The following is a 16,343-nucleotide window of genomic DNA, read 5'->3' on the forward strand; positions in this document are numbered from 1 at the left end:
CACTTCTTTATTCACTTTTAAAATGCATTGTTCAAATAATGCATCAGCTGTATAATTTTGTAATATCTCCAAATTCTAAGAATAAATTAGCAATATTTTTCAAAAATCCCAGTCTATTCATTCTTATACTTTCATCCTTATCCATAACAAAAACATTATCAAAATAATTATCTATGCTATCTTTTAATCTTAAAAGTTCATTGATAGCGCCATCATAATTCAAATAATCTATTTTTTCTTCCATTTTGCCTTTTACACATAAGTATTTATCAAACAATTCTTTTTCTGCATCTTCTTTAAATAATCTACCTTCATATTTTAAAGAATTGTGATTTTTAGAAATATTTTGAACTCTTTGGAATGTTTTTATAAAAACTTGGAAATCTTCAGAATTAACAACTTTGTTTAATGCTTCAGCAGAAAGATAAGCTCTTAAAGGTTTGTTCCAGTTAATCAAAACAGAATTTACAACATCTGTAGATATTCCTTTTCTTGATAAAAATGTTTCAAATCTATTTTTAAAGAATTCAGCGATATCATTTTCTAAATATTCAATATTTATAATTTTAGCAATATCTTTCATAATATTGTTTAATTCAATATCCCAATTATTTTCTACTATAATTCTAATTACACCGTATGCTTTTCTTCTTAATGCAAATGGATCTTTAGAACCAGTTGGGATTTTTTTAATTCCAAAAAATCCAACAATATCATATAATTTATCAGCCAATGAAACGATTAAAGAATTTATTTCTTTTGGAAGTTCGTCATTTTCTTCCACAGGTTTATAATGTTCTTCTGGAACCATATATATATCTTCAGGATAATCATGATATTTTAAATAAATTCTTCCCATTATTCCTTGTAATTCTGGAAATTCATATACAATATGAGTAGGTATGTCGATTTTTGATAATTCAGCAGATTTTGTAAGGTTTTCATTATCATAATCTAAAGCTTTAGATAGTAAACTAGATATTTCTTTTAAAGCATTTATCTTATCATAATATGTGCCTAACCTAGCTTGATAAGTAATTTCTTTTAATTTTGAAAGATAAGAACTTTCATTAGTATTTAAATCTTCATCATAATAAAACTTTGCATCGTCAAGCCTTGCATTTATAACCCTTGAATAACCATTAGTAACATTTTCTTCAGAACTTAACCCATCTTGAAAGGCTATATAATAATTAGAAATTTTCCCATCTTTTTTTGCGACAAAACTTTTTTGATGATGTTTTACAGTAATTTCTATTACTTCTTCAGGAAGATTTAAGTAATCTTCTTTAAATTTTCCAACTACAGCACTTGGATATTCAGTAAGCTGAGTAATTTCATTGATTAAATGTTCATCATTTTCAATTTCTAATTCATTATTTGTAGCAACATTTTTTAATTCTTTAATAACTCTTTCTTTTCTTTCATTATAATCAGATACAACGAAGTTTTCTCTCAAGAGATCAATATAATTATCAGGATGAGAGATAGAAATTTCACCTTTTCCAAGGAATCTATGTCCATAACTTTTTCTTGAAGAATTAATTCCGAATAATTCAAAGTCAATAATTTCATAATCAATTAATGCCACTATCCAATGAATAGGTCTTATAAACTCAAAATCTCCATTTCCCCATCTCATGGGTTTTTTAAATTTAAGTTTTTTAATAATAGAAGGATAAATTTCTGATAAGGTTTCAGAAATATTTTTTCCTTCTTTTTTTATTTTTGCAAACATATATATATTGCCTTTTAATTCCTTTTCTATAATCTCATAATTTTCATTTTTTAGAGAGTTTAAAAATCCTTGATATGGTCTTGCAGGATTTCCATTTTCATCAAATGCCACATTTTTAGCAGGACCTTTTCTTTCAATAATTTTATCTGGTTCTTTTTCTGGTAATCCTTCTAAAATAATTCCAAATCTTCTAGGAGCAATAAATACTTTTAATTTAGAATAAGAAATATTTCTATTAATCAACTCATCTTCTGTATATTGATATAATTGTTTTATTATGTTTTCATATTCACTTGAAGGTAATTCTTCTACGCCTATTTCCAATAAAGATTTCATTCATCATCGCCCCCAATCGCTTCTAGATATGTGCGGGCAGTTTTTCTTGCCATATCTCTAATTTCAAGAATATATTTTTGTCGTTCATTTACACTAATAGCATTTCTTGCATCTAACAAATTAAAAGAATGAGCAGCTTTTACGAGATAATCATAAGCTGGTAAGTATAACTTTTGTTCAATTAACGCTTCAAATTCTGATTTATAAGTATTAAACAAATTATATAAAGTTTTTATATTTGCTTTTTCGAAATTAAAAATAGAAAATTGTCTTTCATTTTCCTTAAATAGCTTTCCATATGTAACATATTTATTCCACATAGTATCATAAACATTATCTTTTCCCTGTAAATACATGGCTAATCTTTCAATACCATATGTTATTTCTAAAGATATTGGTTTTAAAGGGACACCGCCCATTTGCTGAAAGTATGTAAATTGAGTAATTTCCATACCATCTAACCATACTTCCCATCCTATTCCCCATGCACCTAAAGTTGGAGATTCCCAATTATCTTCAACAAATCTAATATCATGTTCTAAAGGATCTATTCCAATAGCCTTTAATGATTCTAAATATATTTCCTGCGAATCTTTTGGAGAAGGTTTTAAAATAACTTGATATTGGTGGAATCTCTGCATTCTATTTGGATTTTCACCATATCTACCGTCTGTAGGTCTTCTACTTGGTTGAACAAAAGCAATATAAAAAGGATCTTCACCTAGTGTTTTAAAAAAAGTAGATGGGTGATAAGTTCCTGCACCCATTTCCATATCATATGGTTGGTCAATAACGCAGCCACGTTCAGACCAAAATTTATCTAATTTTAATATCAAATCCTGTATATACAAGGTAATTCCTCCCTACTCTAAAGAAATTAATAACGGATAATGTGGTTGTCCACCGTTATGTATTTCTACCTCTAAATCTGGAAATTCTTCCATTAATTCATTTGCTATTAATTCTGCGGTTTTTAATTCGATATCTTGTCCATAGAACATTGTCATTATTTCAAAACCTTCATTTATTTTTTCTTTTAAAACCTTTAATACTGCTTCACTTAAATTAAAACTATGTGCTTTTAATTCTTTACCAACAAAAACGAGATATTCATCTTTTTTGATTTTTTCTCCAGCAATTTCAGAATCTCTTATAGCATATGTTACCTGAATAGGAACAATACCTGAAATTTCAGATTCAATAGCTTCTTTTAATTCATCATAGTCCATATTATCATCAAAGGCAAGCATAGCGGTAATACCTTCTTGAATGTACTTTGTTTTAACAACTAAAACCTCTTTATCTTCAACCATATCAGCAACTTTTTCTGCTGTTAAAATAATATTTGGATTATTTGGTAAAATTAAAATCTTTTTTTGAGGTAATTCGTCAATAGCATCTTTAAAATCTTTTATGCTAGGATTCATAGTTTGACCACCAAATATAACTTTATCTACGCCAAGACTTTTAAATATTTTTGTTAATCCTTCACCAGGAGATACAGTTATTACACCCCAATTTTCATTATTTGATTCATATTCAACCTCTTCTTGGGAAGATTTTTCATTATAATTTTCAGAAGTTTCAACCACATGTTCATGTTGAACTTTCATATTATCAACTTTCACTTTATATAATTCACCATAATTAATAAATTCCTCAAAAACTTTACCAGGCCTATTAGTATGAACGTGAGTTTTTAAGAAATCTCCTTGGTGAACCAAGACGATAGAATCTCCCATCTCTTCTAAAAATGCTCTAATTTTTTCTAAATCATCTTTTGATATATCAGGATTATTTAATTTTAATACACATTCTGTACAATATTGGAATTTAATTTCTTCATATGCAATTTCTCTAATTTCTTCAGGAGATGCATTTTCAATATGTTCAAGGTTAATTTCAGTATCCCCTTTTATAGCGTCTCTAAACCCTTTAATTATATAGCTAACACCTTTTGCTCCGGCATCAACAACATTAGCATCACGTAATTTTTTTAGATATTTTGGAGTTTCATCTACAATTTCAGTAGAAATTTCATATAACTTATCTAGAAATTCCTCAAAATCTTCTATATCAGACAATTCTTTTTCTGCCCTATCAGCTAATTTTCTTATTAATGTTAACATAGTACCTTCAACAGGTTTTATAACAGCATGATACGCAACATCTTTTGCGTTTTTTAATGCTTCTATGAAATCTTTTGTTGTTACAGTTTCCTTATCTTCTAATGTTTCTGTAAAACCTCTAAAAATCTGAGATAATATAACGCCAGAGTTACCTCTGGCACCCATTAATAATCCATCTCTCATGTTTTTCATTATTTCTTTTATTTTATTTTTATTCTTGGCTCTATCAAGCCATTCGCAAGCTTCTAGCATACCAGAAGTCATATTTGAGCCTGTATCTCCATCAGGAACAGGAAAAACATTTAATGCATTTATCTCATCTTTATTTACAAGTAATGTTTCGGCAGCCTTTTTGAATGCCACATAAAAGTCCTTTGCCTTTAATTCAGTCATTTCAGTCACCTCTTTATGATTTTATTCCAACGACTTTTACATTCACAATAACATCGACATCCCCCAAGGCTTCCTTTATTCTATGATAAACATTTTCTTGAGCATTTGCAGCAACTCTCTTTAAAGGTAAACCGTATTCCATATAAATATATAAGTTAATAATAACCTTGTTATTTTCTTCGATAACTTCAACACCTTTTTCACGAGGTTTTTGAAGCATGGAAGTTAATTTATTTAAAAAACCCCCTTTACCAATATCCACAGTACCATAAGATTCCAAAGCAGCTCTGTATACTATTTCATTAAAAACTTCAGGCTTAATAGTAACTGTACCTAATTCTGTTTCAACAATCATAATTACACCTCCAAGGTAATTTTTTATTCTAATATAGCGGATAAGTATCCAACAGTTCTGTAATAATCGCCAAAAGCTTCGGCGCTAGTCGTATGATATAAGATTCTCGTTTTATTAAAACCAAAATATAATAATGTGTTAATGCATCCGTATCCACAAGCAGTAATATTATATTCTTTTACATAGTCATATAATAATTCTGGATTATTTTTCTTTAAAGCATCTATAATAAACTCATCTTTTTTTAAAGTTATTTCATGACTTTCATAATGATTCATATCACTTGATGCAATTATAAGGGTACCATCATCAGCAATTTCTTTTAAAGCAATAGCTAATTTTTTACTTGTTTCTAAAGATTGATTGCCTAAAACAATAGGAATAATCTTAAAGTTGTTTCCATATAAGTATTGCAAAAAAGGCAATTGAACTTCTATTGAATGTTCATACTTATGCGCAGAATAATCTCCATTTATATTTAACTTTGATAATAATGATAAAGCTTTTTCATCTATTTCTACTTCACCTAAAGGGGTAATCCATGAACCATCAGAATATACAGAAATATCAGGACCTATACCAGTATGATTAGGTCCAATAATTATAACAGATTTTATTTTACCTTTTTTGAAGATTTCATAATATCCATATGAAGCTGTTTTTCCAGAAAAGACATATCCAGCATGTGGAGATATCAATCCTGTTACAGGTATTAAGTCATCTTTTCTTTCTGGTAACTCACCAAAAAAATTTTTTAAAGTATCAATCAATTCAGATTTTGAATCTGGATAAAAACTCCCTGCAACAACAGGGTATCTGATCACCTTAATCGCCCCCATATTTTACCAATTTGGGCCATATAAATAAATTTAAATCATATTCTCTATTTCTTTTTTCATTAGTTTTAAAAAGGAATCCAATAAATGGTAAATCTTTTAAAAAAGGAATACCAGAATTTAAGTTTTCTTCTTTCATTACCTTTAATCCGCCTAATATGCTAACATAATTATTTTTCAAAATCATTTTTGTATTAATTTCTCTGGAATTTTCTGCATTATAGTTTGAAACAGTAGATTTTTCTGGTTCCCCAACTTTTAAACTAATATCCATATTTATTAAATCTTGGTCTTCAATATAATCTGCCTGTATTTCTAAGGTTAAACCACTTTCTATATATTGAATAGAGTTTTCTTGTATTACAGGAACTCTATAAACTGATTTAAAAGTAGATTTACTACCAGATTTTAAAATTATTTTTGGCTTTGAAACCAATCTGGAATGCGATTTAGAATTTATGTTCTCGCTTTTTAATGCTGTATCAAGTATTTCTTTATATAACAAAGGATTTATTATACCCTGGCTTATAGAATCTACAATGCTTTTTGATGTAATTTTTGATTCTATTTTTTGAATTGTTTCTTCTAAAATAGAAGAATCAACAATTGCAAATTCAATTGATATTATTTTAGGTATTTTTTCTTTAATAATTATGACATTTTTTCTTTGTCCATGTAATAATTGTTCTCTTCTAATATTTTCTCAATATCTTCAATATTATTATAGTTAAAGACCTTTATGTTTTTTAGTTTTTCGTCATTAATTAAAGCTAAATTATTATTTTTTGCATATATTTCCACTAATTCAAATAATGTTTTATATGCTGGAACATTTGTTTTTGTAGTATCTTTTGTTATAGTAGTTATTGTATTTTTTAAAGAAAGTAACTTATATAACTTTTTATAATCTTCTAAATTGGATTTTATTCTAATAATTTTTCCTACATTGTTTGAATAAATAGCATCATATTGTATATTCATATTTTTAGCAATAGCATCAAAATAATCAAATTTATCATTTTTTATTGAAATATAAAAATCATTAATTTTATTTGTATCGTTTATAGTTTTTGTAGCTTCTATAATATTGTATTTATCATTAAAATTTTCTATAATTTTTATATCATCTTCTGTACCTTTTATTATATAATTTTTATCTATCTTTTGGATTATAGTATTTTTAAAAATTTTATTAAATGGTAATAAATCTAAATTAGATTGAATTATTTTAATTTTTATTGTATTTTTTATATTATTATTGTTTGCTTTTTTATTAATTTCACTTTCTTTTCTTTGAGGTATTTTTGATAGTATATCCATTAGTAAATTTATATTCCTACCTTTTACGACGTAATTATCTTTTGAAAGTTCTATTATATCTAAATTTAAAATGTCAGCGAGTTTATCAATAGGTTTTGTAGTATTTATAACGGTAATAGTCGCAGGATTATCTAAAATAGAAATTGTCGATTCTTCAGTACAGTTTATTTTAGTACTATCATTCGAAATTAAATCCTTGATTTTATTATTTATGTTTTTCATTTTCTCAATATTTTTTTTTGAACCCTTAATAACATAAATATCATTATCAATATAGTCAATTTTTAAATCAAATAAAGGGGATATTTTTCCTATATCAACAGGTGTTTTTAAAATAGCATAAGTAGAATCTTCTGTGATTTTAGGATAATCAGAATTTTTAGAAATTTCATCATCTTTTTTATTTTCTTTATTTTTTGAATATATATCATATGCAATGTTATAATATTTTTCAAATAAATATAAATCATTATTATATCCTTTTAATAGTAATAGATTATCGCTGATTTCTGTATATTCAATATTAAAATCTTTTATTATATCTTTTTGAGGGAGATTAAAATTGAAAAGTTTAAATTCTTTTGTTTTCTCACTATTTGTTTTTGTAGAAGGATAAGATATCTCAATATTCTCTTTTTTAGCTTTTTCATTTTTATTTGTATTATTATCTGTAATAGAAGAAATATTAAAGGATATTTCCTTTATCAAATCAATATTTTCTGAATCACCTTTAACTAAATATAAAGAGTCTGATATTTTTACATAGGAAAGATTTAGTAATTTTATTATTGAAGAAAAATTTGGAACAGTAGAATTTATTAATTCAAATTCCTCTTTTTCATTAGATTTATTTGAATTAATAATAGGAAAATTTTCTGAATATAATTTATTTTTTGAAATATAAATATCTTTTGTACTAAGGTAATCATAGTATAATCCAGTTGAATCAAAAATGATTCTAAATAAATCTTCGGGATAAAAATTTTTAAGTTCTAATGAAATATTTTTATCTGGAATTTCTGTTAAATAGTATTTATTAAATCCCAATTCTTTTAATAATATATCTAATAAATCCTTTATTTTTATGGTTTTAAAGTGAAACAATTCATCATTTAGAGGTTGTTTTCCCGTTATTGTAATTGAGATGTCTTTACTTGATTTAATATCTATATCAACAGGAAAAATCATAATCAACTCTAATGTATTATCATAAAGTTTAATCATTTTAACAGGGCCTTTTGGCAAAATATATGATTTATTTTCAAATGCAGTATCTTTAAATGCTATTTTGTAATCTGTTTTTGTATTATCCATAAATACAGTGGCATTTGTCGATACATCAGAAAGTTTAATAAAATTAGTATTGTTACTATAATCGATTTTAATATTATATGCAGAAAGAATTATAGAATATACTAAAAATAGTAGTAAGGATATTTTTTTCATCTAAGCACCTCAAATCTTTTCTCATATTCATTAAATAGTAAAATGCCATTGTCATAAATTTTTAAAATACGAAAATCTCCCAAATTACTATTTTCTTTTACCTCTTTTAAAAGTCCTTTGAAATAAATATAAGCACGTTTTTCATTGTTCTTTCTTATTACACCAGAAAATTCAAAAAGATTAGAATTTTGAATATTTATAGAATTTTTCCAAATTTTGTCCATATCAATATCCAGAAAATCAAAACTTTTATAATTTATTTTTTCATAATCTTTTATGTATTTTATATTCTGTGGAATATCCCTTTTTATATAAACAGAATAATTTTTATTGTCTAAAAAATTGTAATTTGAATCCACTTTAAAATGTTCAATTAAAACACCTTTTTCTGCTTTTAATTGAGATAATATATCATTTAAATCATTAAAAGAAACTCTTTGGTTTACATAATTATCTGAAATTTGAGAAACAGAAAATTTTGGTAAAATAAAGTTTTTAACATTCTTTTCTGGCTTTTGAATAACTAAAAAAATAGAGATAAAAATAATAATAAATGAGATTAAATATCTATATATCATTTTTTCATCTCCAAAATTTTATATTGCTTATAAAATAAATCTAATGTTCCAATTTCTTTTATTTGATATGGCGATATGATTTTTAATCCATTAACCACCTCAATTAAAATAGTTGCATCAAGACTTTCTGGAGAATAATCAATTGATTGAACATATACATTGGTATCAATCTTGTTCAAAAATTCCAGAAAAGAAAACAAATTATCATTAGCTTTTTTTGATGAATTAATTCTCTGGTTAAATTCATTTAAAAGCTTTTCGTTATTCTTAATTTCTTCCATTTTTCCAGAATAAACTCTACTTTGAAAATTAATTATTGAGAAAATTAAAAGTATAATAGAAAACAAAAATACAACATAAGAAATAACATTTAAATATAATCTAATAACCGACCTAAACATAATACTTTCCTCTCAAAGATTTAATGGCTTCAATAATTAATTTTTCATCAACAACAATATTTTTTCCATAAACATCATCAGAATATAAACCATAAAGATAATCATTTTCAACTTTTTCAAAAATAATATTATTTTTTCCAGATGAAAAGGTAATATATTCATCTTCCCAGTCATTTGAATCTAAATAATTCCACAATAGAAAATTTAGTGGAATAGTATAATCAAAAAATAATGAGTATTTAAATTTTTTTATATAATCACTAATATATAAATAAAACAAATTTTCTTTTAATTGAATGTACTTAACCTTTCTTGTAGAAATTTTGAAATCTCTGGAGTTTTTAATTATATATTTATCTCTGCTTTTTTCATCTGGAAATTTTAATATTATGCCATAATAATCCTGAATATTTATTTTTAAATTATTAAAACCTTTATCTTTGAATCTATATATCAATTTTTTATTAAAATAAAAGCTTCTTACCATTCAATACCACTCCATCTAAATGAAGAAGTTATGGGAAGAATAACCAAATTAGCCCCGTCAATATTTAATGTATTTCCAGGACTTTTTAATATCAAATTATAAAAATTAAAAACTTTTGAATAATCACTAGTTTTATAAGGAATTTCTTTATATACAATACCATCAAAATAACTATGATTTGAAATTACAATTTTTGTATACTGATCGTCAAAATTAATAGAATGTATCTTTACCTGTACAAAATAATCCATCATTTCTATAAAATCTATTCTCTTTTTTATATCATCAAAAATCTCTTTTTTTATCACAAAACTAAAACTGAGAAATAAAAAACTTTCTATTAATAAAACTATTAATAATTCATATAAAATAAATCCTTTTTTCATAGACTAAAACCCCAAATTATTTATAGTATTAAATATCCCACCATAAAAACCATATGCAATCTCAAAAATAACAATAGAAATTATCATTATAAGTATTGGTTCCAACAATTTTTTTAATCTTTGTATAAATTGGGATAATTCAAAATTTAATTCTGCTTCAAGTATTTCCAGAGGTTGTTTTAAATCACTCAAATCTTTTGATAGGGATATAGAAAACAAAAGTTCATTAAACTCTGTATTTTTTAGAATATCAACAATGTTATTTCCCTTTTCCAATTGACTTAAGATATTTATAATTTCTTCTTTTAATTTTTGAGATGAGATAATTTCAGAACTTTTTTCAAATGCATCGAATGTAGTGTCACCACTTTCTATAAATATTGAAGTGGATTCAACAAATTCAAGCAAAGCATATTTTTTATGAATTTTCCTTATAACAGGCAATACGTATAAAATATCATCAAACTTTCTCTTATTTTTAAATAAAACAATGAGTATAACAGTTGAGAAAGCAATAATGCCGATTAAAATCCATGAAATAAAAAAACTAAAATTTGTATTAAAATTTTGCCTAAAAATTGGAACGATAAAAAACTGTAAAAATAATAATAAACTAATTAAAGCAGAAAACAATAAAATAGGATAAGAAAGAATATTTCGCAACTCATGAAAGTTTTTCACTCTATTATCATAAACTTTTTCGAGTCTGTTTAGAATTTTCAACAATTCAACCTTATCAGAGGCTTTAGATAAAGACTTTCTGAATTCATAATCAAAATATGATGTCATATCCATAGCTATTTTATAAGGTGTTCCTGACATAATATTATTAATTAAAAAATCAAGTGCAATTTTTATTCTCTGAGAAATCTCATTATTATTTCTAATATATTTTATTGCATCTAAAAAATTAACATCAGAAAGAATAAAGGCTTTTAACATTTTTATTATTTTCAAATGTTCTTTGGTGTTTAATTTTTTGAAATTAATTCTCTTCACATATTCAAATTTATCTATTTCCATTTCATTATCAATTTTACTTAATGCGTCAACATCAGACTTGCCAATAATATATCCTTTTACTGGTAAACTAAAATTTTTTCCTTCGAAATAAAAAAGTTTCATAATATCACCTTTTTAAAACAAATTAATTATATTTTACCATAATATTTTGATTTTTTAAAATAGACATATTATTAATGCAGAGCATTAATAATAACAGGCTGTTGACAAAGCATTTTCTAAAAAAAATAATATGAGCGAATATTATTTTGATTCCAATAATACTTTTTTATTACTTATCCGAAATCGTTCTATAATAGAACGATTTTAATAAATAATCGTATCATTTTAGAACGAATTTATTAGAATTAAATAAAATTCGTTTTGATTTAGAACGAATTATGGTATAATTAGTATTGATATAGAACGGAGGTGAAAAAATGGATTTAAATGAAATTATTGAAAAAATGGAATTAAAAAAAGCACGATTGCTAAACGCATTACCTGCAAAAAAGAGGTTGTATTTTAAAAATATTGATAAATATGATAATAGAGGAATATTGCTATATGGACCTCGAGGAGTAGGTAAAACAACATATTTGTTGATGAAAGCAAAAGAGAATAATTATTTTTATATCTCTGGAGACGATCCATTAATTTCAACATTTCCATTATATGAAATTGGTGAAAAAGTTTTTTTAGAAGGATATGATGGAATAATAATAGATGAAGTTCATTATTTGAATAAATGGAGCATACATATTAAGGCACTATATGATTCATATCCGGATAAAAAGATATGGATAAGTGATAGTAGCAGTATAATATTAAGAACAGGAATATCTGATCTTTCAAGAAGGTTTATAAAAATTAGAATGCCTTTATTATCTTTTAGAGAATATATATATTTATCAAAAAATATAGAAGTTCAAACCATAAACTCTCCTTTTAATTTTGATAAAGAAAAATTGATGTCACAAATAAAAAATCTTGATATTTTAAAGATATTTAAAGAATATGCATCGTCGGGAACAAGACCATTCTTTCTTGAAGGTAATTTTTCTGAAAAAATGGAAAATATTCTTGAAAAAACATTATATAGCGATATACCATTTTTTTTAAACAGCATAAAAGAAAATCATTTAAAATTAATGAAAGCTGTAATAGGTTATTTAATATACTCAAAAATTCCAACGATTAATGTTGAACGAATGTGTAAAGATTGGGGATTGAGCAAAAATAAATTATATGAATTATTAAAAGTGATGGAAGAAGCGGAATTAATAAATATAATATTAAAAGAAAAAGATTTCAGTATAAATTCAAAAGGTGAAAAAATATTTCTTGCTGATCCCTCATATTACTATATATATAATGGAGAGATTGGGAATTTTAGGGAAGCATTCACGGTATTTGCTTTAAAAGAAAAAGGAAAAATATTTGCATCAAAAAATGAGAAAGAAGGAGATTTCATTTGGAATGATATAAAAATTGAAGTAGGAGGAAAAAATAAAAAAATAAAAAAATCAGATTTTGTTATTCGTGATGATATTGATATACCGTTAAAAAATAAAGTGCCGTTATGGTTATTGGGATTTTTATGGTAAAAATGCTATAATTTTAATGGAGGGGGGGAATAAAATGGAATTAAAATGGGAAGATTTTAAAGTAAAAATTCCAGAATTGGAATTTGAAAATACTGAAAAAATAGAAGCAATAACAGAATATTTTGGACAAAAGCGTGCATATGAATCCATATTAATGGGATTAGAAATAGAGCAAAAAACTCACAATATCTTTATCACAGGCCCTGTGAATACAGGAAGAAGAACCTTTGCTAAAACCATACTTTCTAAATACTCCACAACTAAAAAAACTCCAAATGACTATATATATGTATATAATTTTAAAGATTCTATGAAACCCAAAGCAATATCGTTAAAACCAGGAAGTGCAGTAAAATTTAAAAAAGATTTAGAAGAAACAATAGAAATGGCATTTAATGCTTTAAAAAAAGGTATAGAAGGAGAAGATTTCACACAAAAAAGAACACAACTGGAACAAGAATATTTATCAAAAAGAAAAAAAATATGGGAAGAATTAAAAAAACAGGTGGAAGAGTTAAGTTTCAAATTACAATTTACATCTGATGGAGCAGTTACAATACCAGTATATGAAGGAAAAGAATTAACAGATGAAGAATATGATAAATTACCAGAAGAAATTAGAAATAAGTACGAAGAAAAAACCCCAATATTAAGACAATTAATGGAAAAAACAATGATTAAAATAACAGAAATGGATAAAAATTATAGAGAGCAATTAAGAAATCTGGAAAAATATTGGGCATTATTCACGATATCCGGTATTTTTGAAGGTTTAATAAAAGAATATAATGATAATTCTGATATAGTAGATTATCTAAATGAAATAAAAAATGATATATCAGAAAATTTTCCAGAAATTCTTTCAAATGATGAAAATTTTTTAAAATTATACAAGAAAAAATATTCAATAAATATAATTACAGATAATTCTTCAATAACAGGTGCTCCAGTTATAGAAGCAACAGATCCAACATATTCAAATCTCATTGGCAAAATAGAATATATTTCTCAAATGGGTATATTAAAAACAGATTTTTCAATGATAAAACCAGGATTGTTGCATAAAGCAAATGGTGGATATCTTATATTAGATGCAGAAAAAGTAATGAAAAACCCATATGTATGGGAAGCCTTAAAAAATGCATTGATGAATAAAGAAATAAAAATAGAAAATCTTGAAGGAAAAATGGGATTAAGCGTAGTTCATACATTAGAACCTGATCCAATACCTTTGAATATAAAAATAATAATGATTGGCGAAGAATGGATGTATGAAATACTATATTCATATGACCCAGATTTCAAAAAATTATTTAACATAAAAGTGCCATTTGATACAGAAATAGATTTAAATAAAGAAAATGCAGAATACTTTGCACGTTTTGTAAAAAACATAATAAAAGAAAATAATTTAAAAGACTTTACAAAAAAAGCAATAGAAGAGTTAATAAAATATTCCTGCCGATTAAATGAAAAAAATGATAAATTATCAGCAAAATTTGGAGTATTAAAAAATATAATATTAGAAGCTAATTATATTTCTGATAAATACAGTAACACAATTCCATATGTAGATGAAAATGCTGTAAAAGAAGCAATTCAAAAACATGAAAATATGTTTTCATTATACAGAGATAAAATAATGGAATCAATAAAAGAAGGACAACTAATTCTGGAAACAAAAGGAGAAAAAATAGGTCAAATTAATGGCTTAACCGTAATGGAAATAGACTCATATTCATTTGGTGTTCCTGTAAAAATAACAGCTAAAGTATTTTCTGCAAAACAAGCAGGGCTATTAGATATACAAAGAGATGCAGATATGAGTGGTAAAATACATAGAAAATCCACATATATAATAGAAAATTATTTCTATTCAAAATATCATTTGGATGAACATATGGTATTTTCCGCTTCAATAAGTTTTGAACAAGTTTATTCAATGCTTGAAGGAGATAGTGCATCTTTAGCAGAAGTTTTATCATTAATTTCTGCTATATCAAATATTACTATAAAACAAAATATAGCAGTAACAGGTTCAATAGATCAAAATGGGAATATACAACCAGTTGGTGGAATAATAGAAAAGGTAGAAGGATTTTATAATGTATGTAAATTGCAGGGATTAACGGGAAATCAAGGTGTAATAATCCCACATCAAAACATAAAAAATTTAGTATTAAACCATGAAATTGAAAAAGCGATAAAAGACAGCAATTTTCATATATATACAGTAAAAAATGTGGATGAAGCAATAGAAATAATAATGAATAAAAAAGCAGGAAAAATGGATGAACATGGCAACTTTGAAAAAGATACAGTTAATTGTCAGGTAATAGAAGGAATAAAAAGGTTGAAAAAATTACATCCAAATAAGAAGAGGTTCTGGCCATGGAAATAGAAAGGAAAGAAGTAAACAAATTCGATGAAATTCTAATAGAATTTCTCGAAGAACTGGATGAAGTAACACCAGCGACAAAAAAACAATATACAAAATCTATAAGATACTTTCTCAATTATTTAAGAAAACAAAATATAGCAAAACCCACACCTAAAACAGTAAAAATGTGGAAAACCTATTTATTAAAAGATAAAAGTCCATATACAGTAAACCTATACCTTTCTGGTGTAAGGCGCTTTTTCGCCTTTCTTGAAGATAAAGGATTATATAAAAATATTGCCAAAAATGTAAAAGGTGCAAAAAGACCATTTGGCCATAGAAAAGATATATTAACAGATGAAGAAATAAGGGAAATATTTGAAATAATAGATACATCAACATTAGCTGGAAAAAGAGATATGGCAATAGTAAAAACATTAGCATATACAGGCATAAGAATATACTCATTAACGCAAATTAAAATTAGAGATATAGTAAAAAGAAATAACAAAGTATTATTACATTATAAATCAAAAGGTCATATTGAAAAAGATTCTATAATAGCCTTACATAAAGATGTATATACCGCAATTAATGAGTATTTAAAAGAAAGAAATAAATCAAAAAAGTATAAATCAAATGATCCACTTTTTATATCATTATCGCCAAATTCATATGGCAAAGCATTAACAGAAAGAGCAGTTCAAATGATAATAGATAAATATTTCAATGAATTGGGATTAAAAGAATTTAGAGGTGATAAAAAACTTTCAGCTCATTCATTTAGACATACTGTAATTACAAAAATAGCATTAAATCATGGAATAGAAGCGGCAAAACAAATAGCAGGTCATAAAAACATATCAACCACACAAATATACTATCACGAAGCAACCTCAGTAGCACTAGAGGCTGATGAGCTAATTGATTTCAATGAGTAAACATATAT

At 25.2% G+C, this 16,343-nt stretch carries 15 protein-coding genes; 3 read left to right on the forward strand and 12 right to left on the reverse strand.

Annotated features, from left to right (window positions below; translation table 11 throughout):
• Nucleotides 1–43: 43 nt before the first annotated feature.
• The 12 genes from glyS to ACZ5CK_RS10825 all read right to left on the reverse strand — a co-directional run bounded on the left by glyS (nt 44) and on the right by ACZ5CK_RS10825 (nt 11,530).
• Entirely contained in the window at nt 44–2,074 is a 2,031-nt protein-coding gene (gene glyS, locus ACZ5CK_RS10770; RefSeq protein WP_464581816.1) for a glycine--tRNA ligase subunit beta, read from the reverse strand.
• Nucleotides 2,071–2,925, reverse strand: a complete 855-nt coding sequence (locus tag ACZ5CK_RS10775; RefSeq protein ID WP_464581817.1) for a glycine--tRNA ligase subunit alpha — start codon at nt 2,923–2,925, stop codon at nt 2,071–2,073. Before ACZ5CK_RS10775 ends, glyS begins: the two co-directional genes overlap by 4 nt.
• A gap of 12 nt (nt 2,926–2,937) precedes the next feature.
• A complete protein-coding gene (locus ACZ5CK_RS10780) occupies nt 2,938–4,596 on the reverse strand; it encodes a DAK2 domain-containing protein (protein ID WP_464581818.1) in 1,659 nt (552 codons plus the stop codon).
• 13 nt (nt 4,597–4,609) lie between these two features.
• The gene (locus ACZ5CK_RS10785) at nt 4,610–4,951 is read right to left on the reverse strand and encodes an Asp23/Gls24 family envelope stress response protein (RefSeq protein WP_464581819.1); all 342 of its coding nucleotides are present in this window, start codon (nt 4,949–4,951) and stop codon (nt 4,610–4,612) included.
• Between the two features lie 23 nt (nt 4,952–4,974).
• Nucleotides 4,975–5,775 carry an AmmeMemoRadiSam system protein B gene (gene amrB / locus ACZ5CK_RS10790; protein WP_464581820.1) on the reverse strand — a complete coding sequence of 267 codons (801 nt, stop codon included), beginning with the start codon at nt 5,773–5,775 and terminating at the stop codon, nt 4,975–4,977.
• Nucleotide 5,776: 1 nt separating this feature from the next.
• On the reverse strand, nt 5,777–6,292 hold the full coding sequence (locus ACZ5CK_RS10795; protein WP_464581821.1) for a hypothetical protein: 516 nt from the start codon (nt 6,290–6,292) through the stop codon (nt 5,777–5,779).
• A gap of 146 nt (nt 6,293–6,438) precedes the next feature.
• The gene (locus ACZ5CK_RS10800) at nt 6,439–8,553 is read right to left on the reverse strand and encodes a hypothetical protein (protein ID WP_464581822.1); all 2,115 of its coding nucleotides are present in this window, start codon (nt 8,551–8,553) and stop codon (nt 6,439–6,441) included.
• Nucleotides 8,550–9,131 (reverse strand): hypothetical protein, encoded by a 582-nt coding sequence (locus tag ACZ5CK_RS10805; RefSeq protein WP_464581823.1) that lies wholly within the window; start codon nt 9,129–9,131, stop codon nt 8,550–8,552. The genes ACZ5CK_RS10800 and ACZ5CK_RS10805 overlap by 4 nt, the downstream gene beginning before the upstream one ends.
• A complete protein-coding gene (locus ACZ5CK_RS10810; RefSeq protein WP_464581824.1) occupies nt 9,128–9,532 on the reverse strand; it encodes a hypothetical protein in 405 nt (134 codons plus the stop codon). Before ACZ5CK_RS10810 ends, ACZ5CK_RS10805 begins: the two co-directional genes overlap by 4 nt.
• Entirely contained in the window at nt 9,525–10,019 is a 495-nt protein-coding gene (locus ACZ5CK_RS10815) for a hypothetical protein (RefSeq protein WP_464581825.1), read from the reverse strand. Before ACZ5CK_RS10815 ends, ACZ5CK_RS10810 begins: the two co-directional genes overlap by 8 nt.
• The gene (locus ACZ5CK_RS10820; protein ID WP_464581826.1) at nt 10,013–10,405 is read right to left on the reverse strand and encodes a hypothetical protein; all 393 of its coding nucleotides are present in this window, start codon (nt 10,403–10,405) and stop codon (nt 10,013–10,015) included. Before ACZ5CK_RS10820 ends, ACZ5CK_RS10815 begins: the two co-directional genes overlap by 7 nt.
• Before the next feature lie 3 nt (nt 10,406–10,408).
• Nucleotides 10,409–11,530: a type II secretion system F family protein gene (locus ACZ5CK_RS10825; protein ID WP_464581827.1), complete on the reverse strand. Its 1,122-nt coding sequence runs from the start codon at nt 11,528–11,530 to the stop codon at nt 10,409–10,411.
• Nucleotides 11,531–11,847: 317 nt separating this feature from the next.
• On the opposite strand from ACZ5CK_RS10825, the gene ACZ5CK_RS10830 reads away from it, so the two are divergent.
• Genes ACZ5CK_RS10830 through ACZ5CK_RS10840 form a run of 3 tightly spaced genes read left to right on the forward strand, consistent with a single transcriptional unit; the run spans nt 11,848 to nt 16,335 of the window.
• Nucleotides 11,848–13,014, forward strand: coding sequence for an ATP-binding protein (locus tag ACZ5CK_RS10830; protein ID WP_464581828.1), 1,167 nt, complete (start codon nt 11,848–11,850; stop codon nt 13,012–13,014).
• A 34-nt stretch (nt 13,015–13,048) separates the two neighbouring features.
• Entirely contained in the window at nt 13,049–15,415 is a 2,367-nt protein-coding gene (locus ACZ5CK_RS10835) for a Lon protease family protein (protein WP_464581829.1), read from the forward strand.
• Nucleotides 15,406–16,335 carry a tyrosine-type recombinase/integrase gene (locus ACZ5CK_RS10840; RefSeq protein ID WP_464581830.1) on the forward strand — a complete coding sequence of 310 codons (930 nt, stop codon included), beginning with the start codon at nt 15,406–15,408 and terminating at the stop codon, nt 16,333–16,335. Before ACZ5CK_RS10835 ends, ACZ5CK_RS10840 begins: the two co-directional genes overlap by 10 nt.
• Nucleotides 16,336–16,343: the final 8 nt, after the last annotated feature.

It is taken from the genome of Marinitoga okinawensis, from assembly GCF_055387075.1.

Coding starts and splice junctions, on each gene's coding strand:
- glyS (WP_464581816.1), bottom strand. CDS start 2,074: ATGAAATCTTTATTGGAAATAGGCGTAGAAGAATTACCTTCAAGTGAA.
- ACZ5CK_RS10805 (WP_464581823.1), bottom strand. CDS start 9,131: ATGATATATAGATATTTAATCTCATTTATTATTATTTTTATCTCTATT.
- ACZ5CK_RS10825 (WP_464581827.1), bottom strand. CDS start 11,530: ATGAAACTTTTTTATTTCGAAGGAAAAAATTTTAGTTTACCAGTAAAA.
- ACZ5CK_RS10800 (WP_464581822.1), bottom strand. CDS start 8,553: ATGAAAAAAATATCCTTACTACTATTTTTAGTATATTCTATAATTCTT.
- ACZ5CK_RS10810 (WP_464581824.1), bottom strand. CDS start 9,532: ATGTTTAGGTCGGTTATTAGATTATATTTAAATGTTATTTCTTATGTT.
- ACZ5CK_RS10835 (WP_464581829.1), top strand. CDS start 13,049: ATGGAATTAAAATGGGAAGATTTTAAAGTAAAAATTCCAGAATTGGAA.
- ACZ5CK_RS10840 (WP_464581830.1), top strand. CDS start 15,406: ATGGAAATAGAAAGGAAAGAAGTAAACAAATTCGATGAAATTCTAATA.
- ACZ5CK_RS10780 (WP_464581818.1), bottom strand. CDS start 4,596: ATGACTGAATTAAAGGCAAAGGACTTTTATGTGGCATTCAAAAAGGCT.
- ACZ5CK_RS10820 (WP_464581826.1), bottom strand. CDS start 10,405: ATGAAAAAAGGATTTATTTTATATGAATTATTAATAGTTTTATTAATA.
- ACZ5CK_RS10785 (WP_464581819.1), bottom strand. CDS start 4,951: ATGATTGTTGAAACAGAATTAGGTACAGTTACTATTAAGCCTGAAGTT.
- ACZ5CK_RS10815 (WP_464581825.1), bottom strand. CDS start 10,019: ATGGTAAGAAGCTTTTATTTTAATAAAAAATTGATATATAGATTCAAA.
- ACZ5CK_RS10830 (WP_464581828.1), top strand. CDS start 11,848: ATGGATTTAAATGAAATTATTGAAAAAATGGAATTAAAAAAAGCACGA.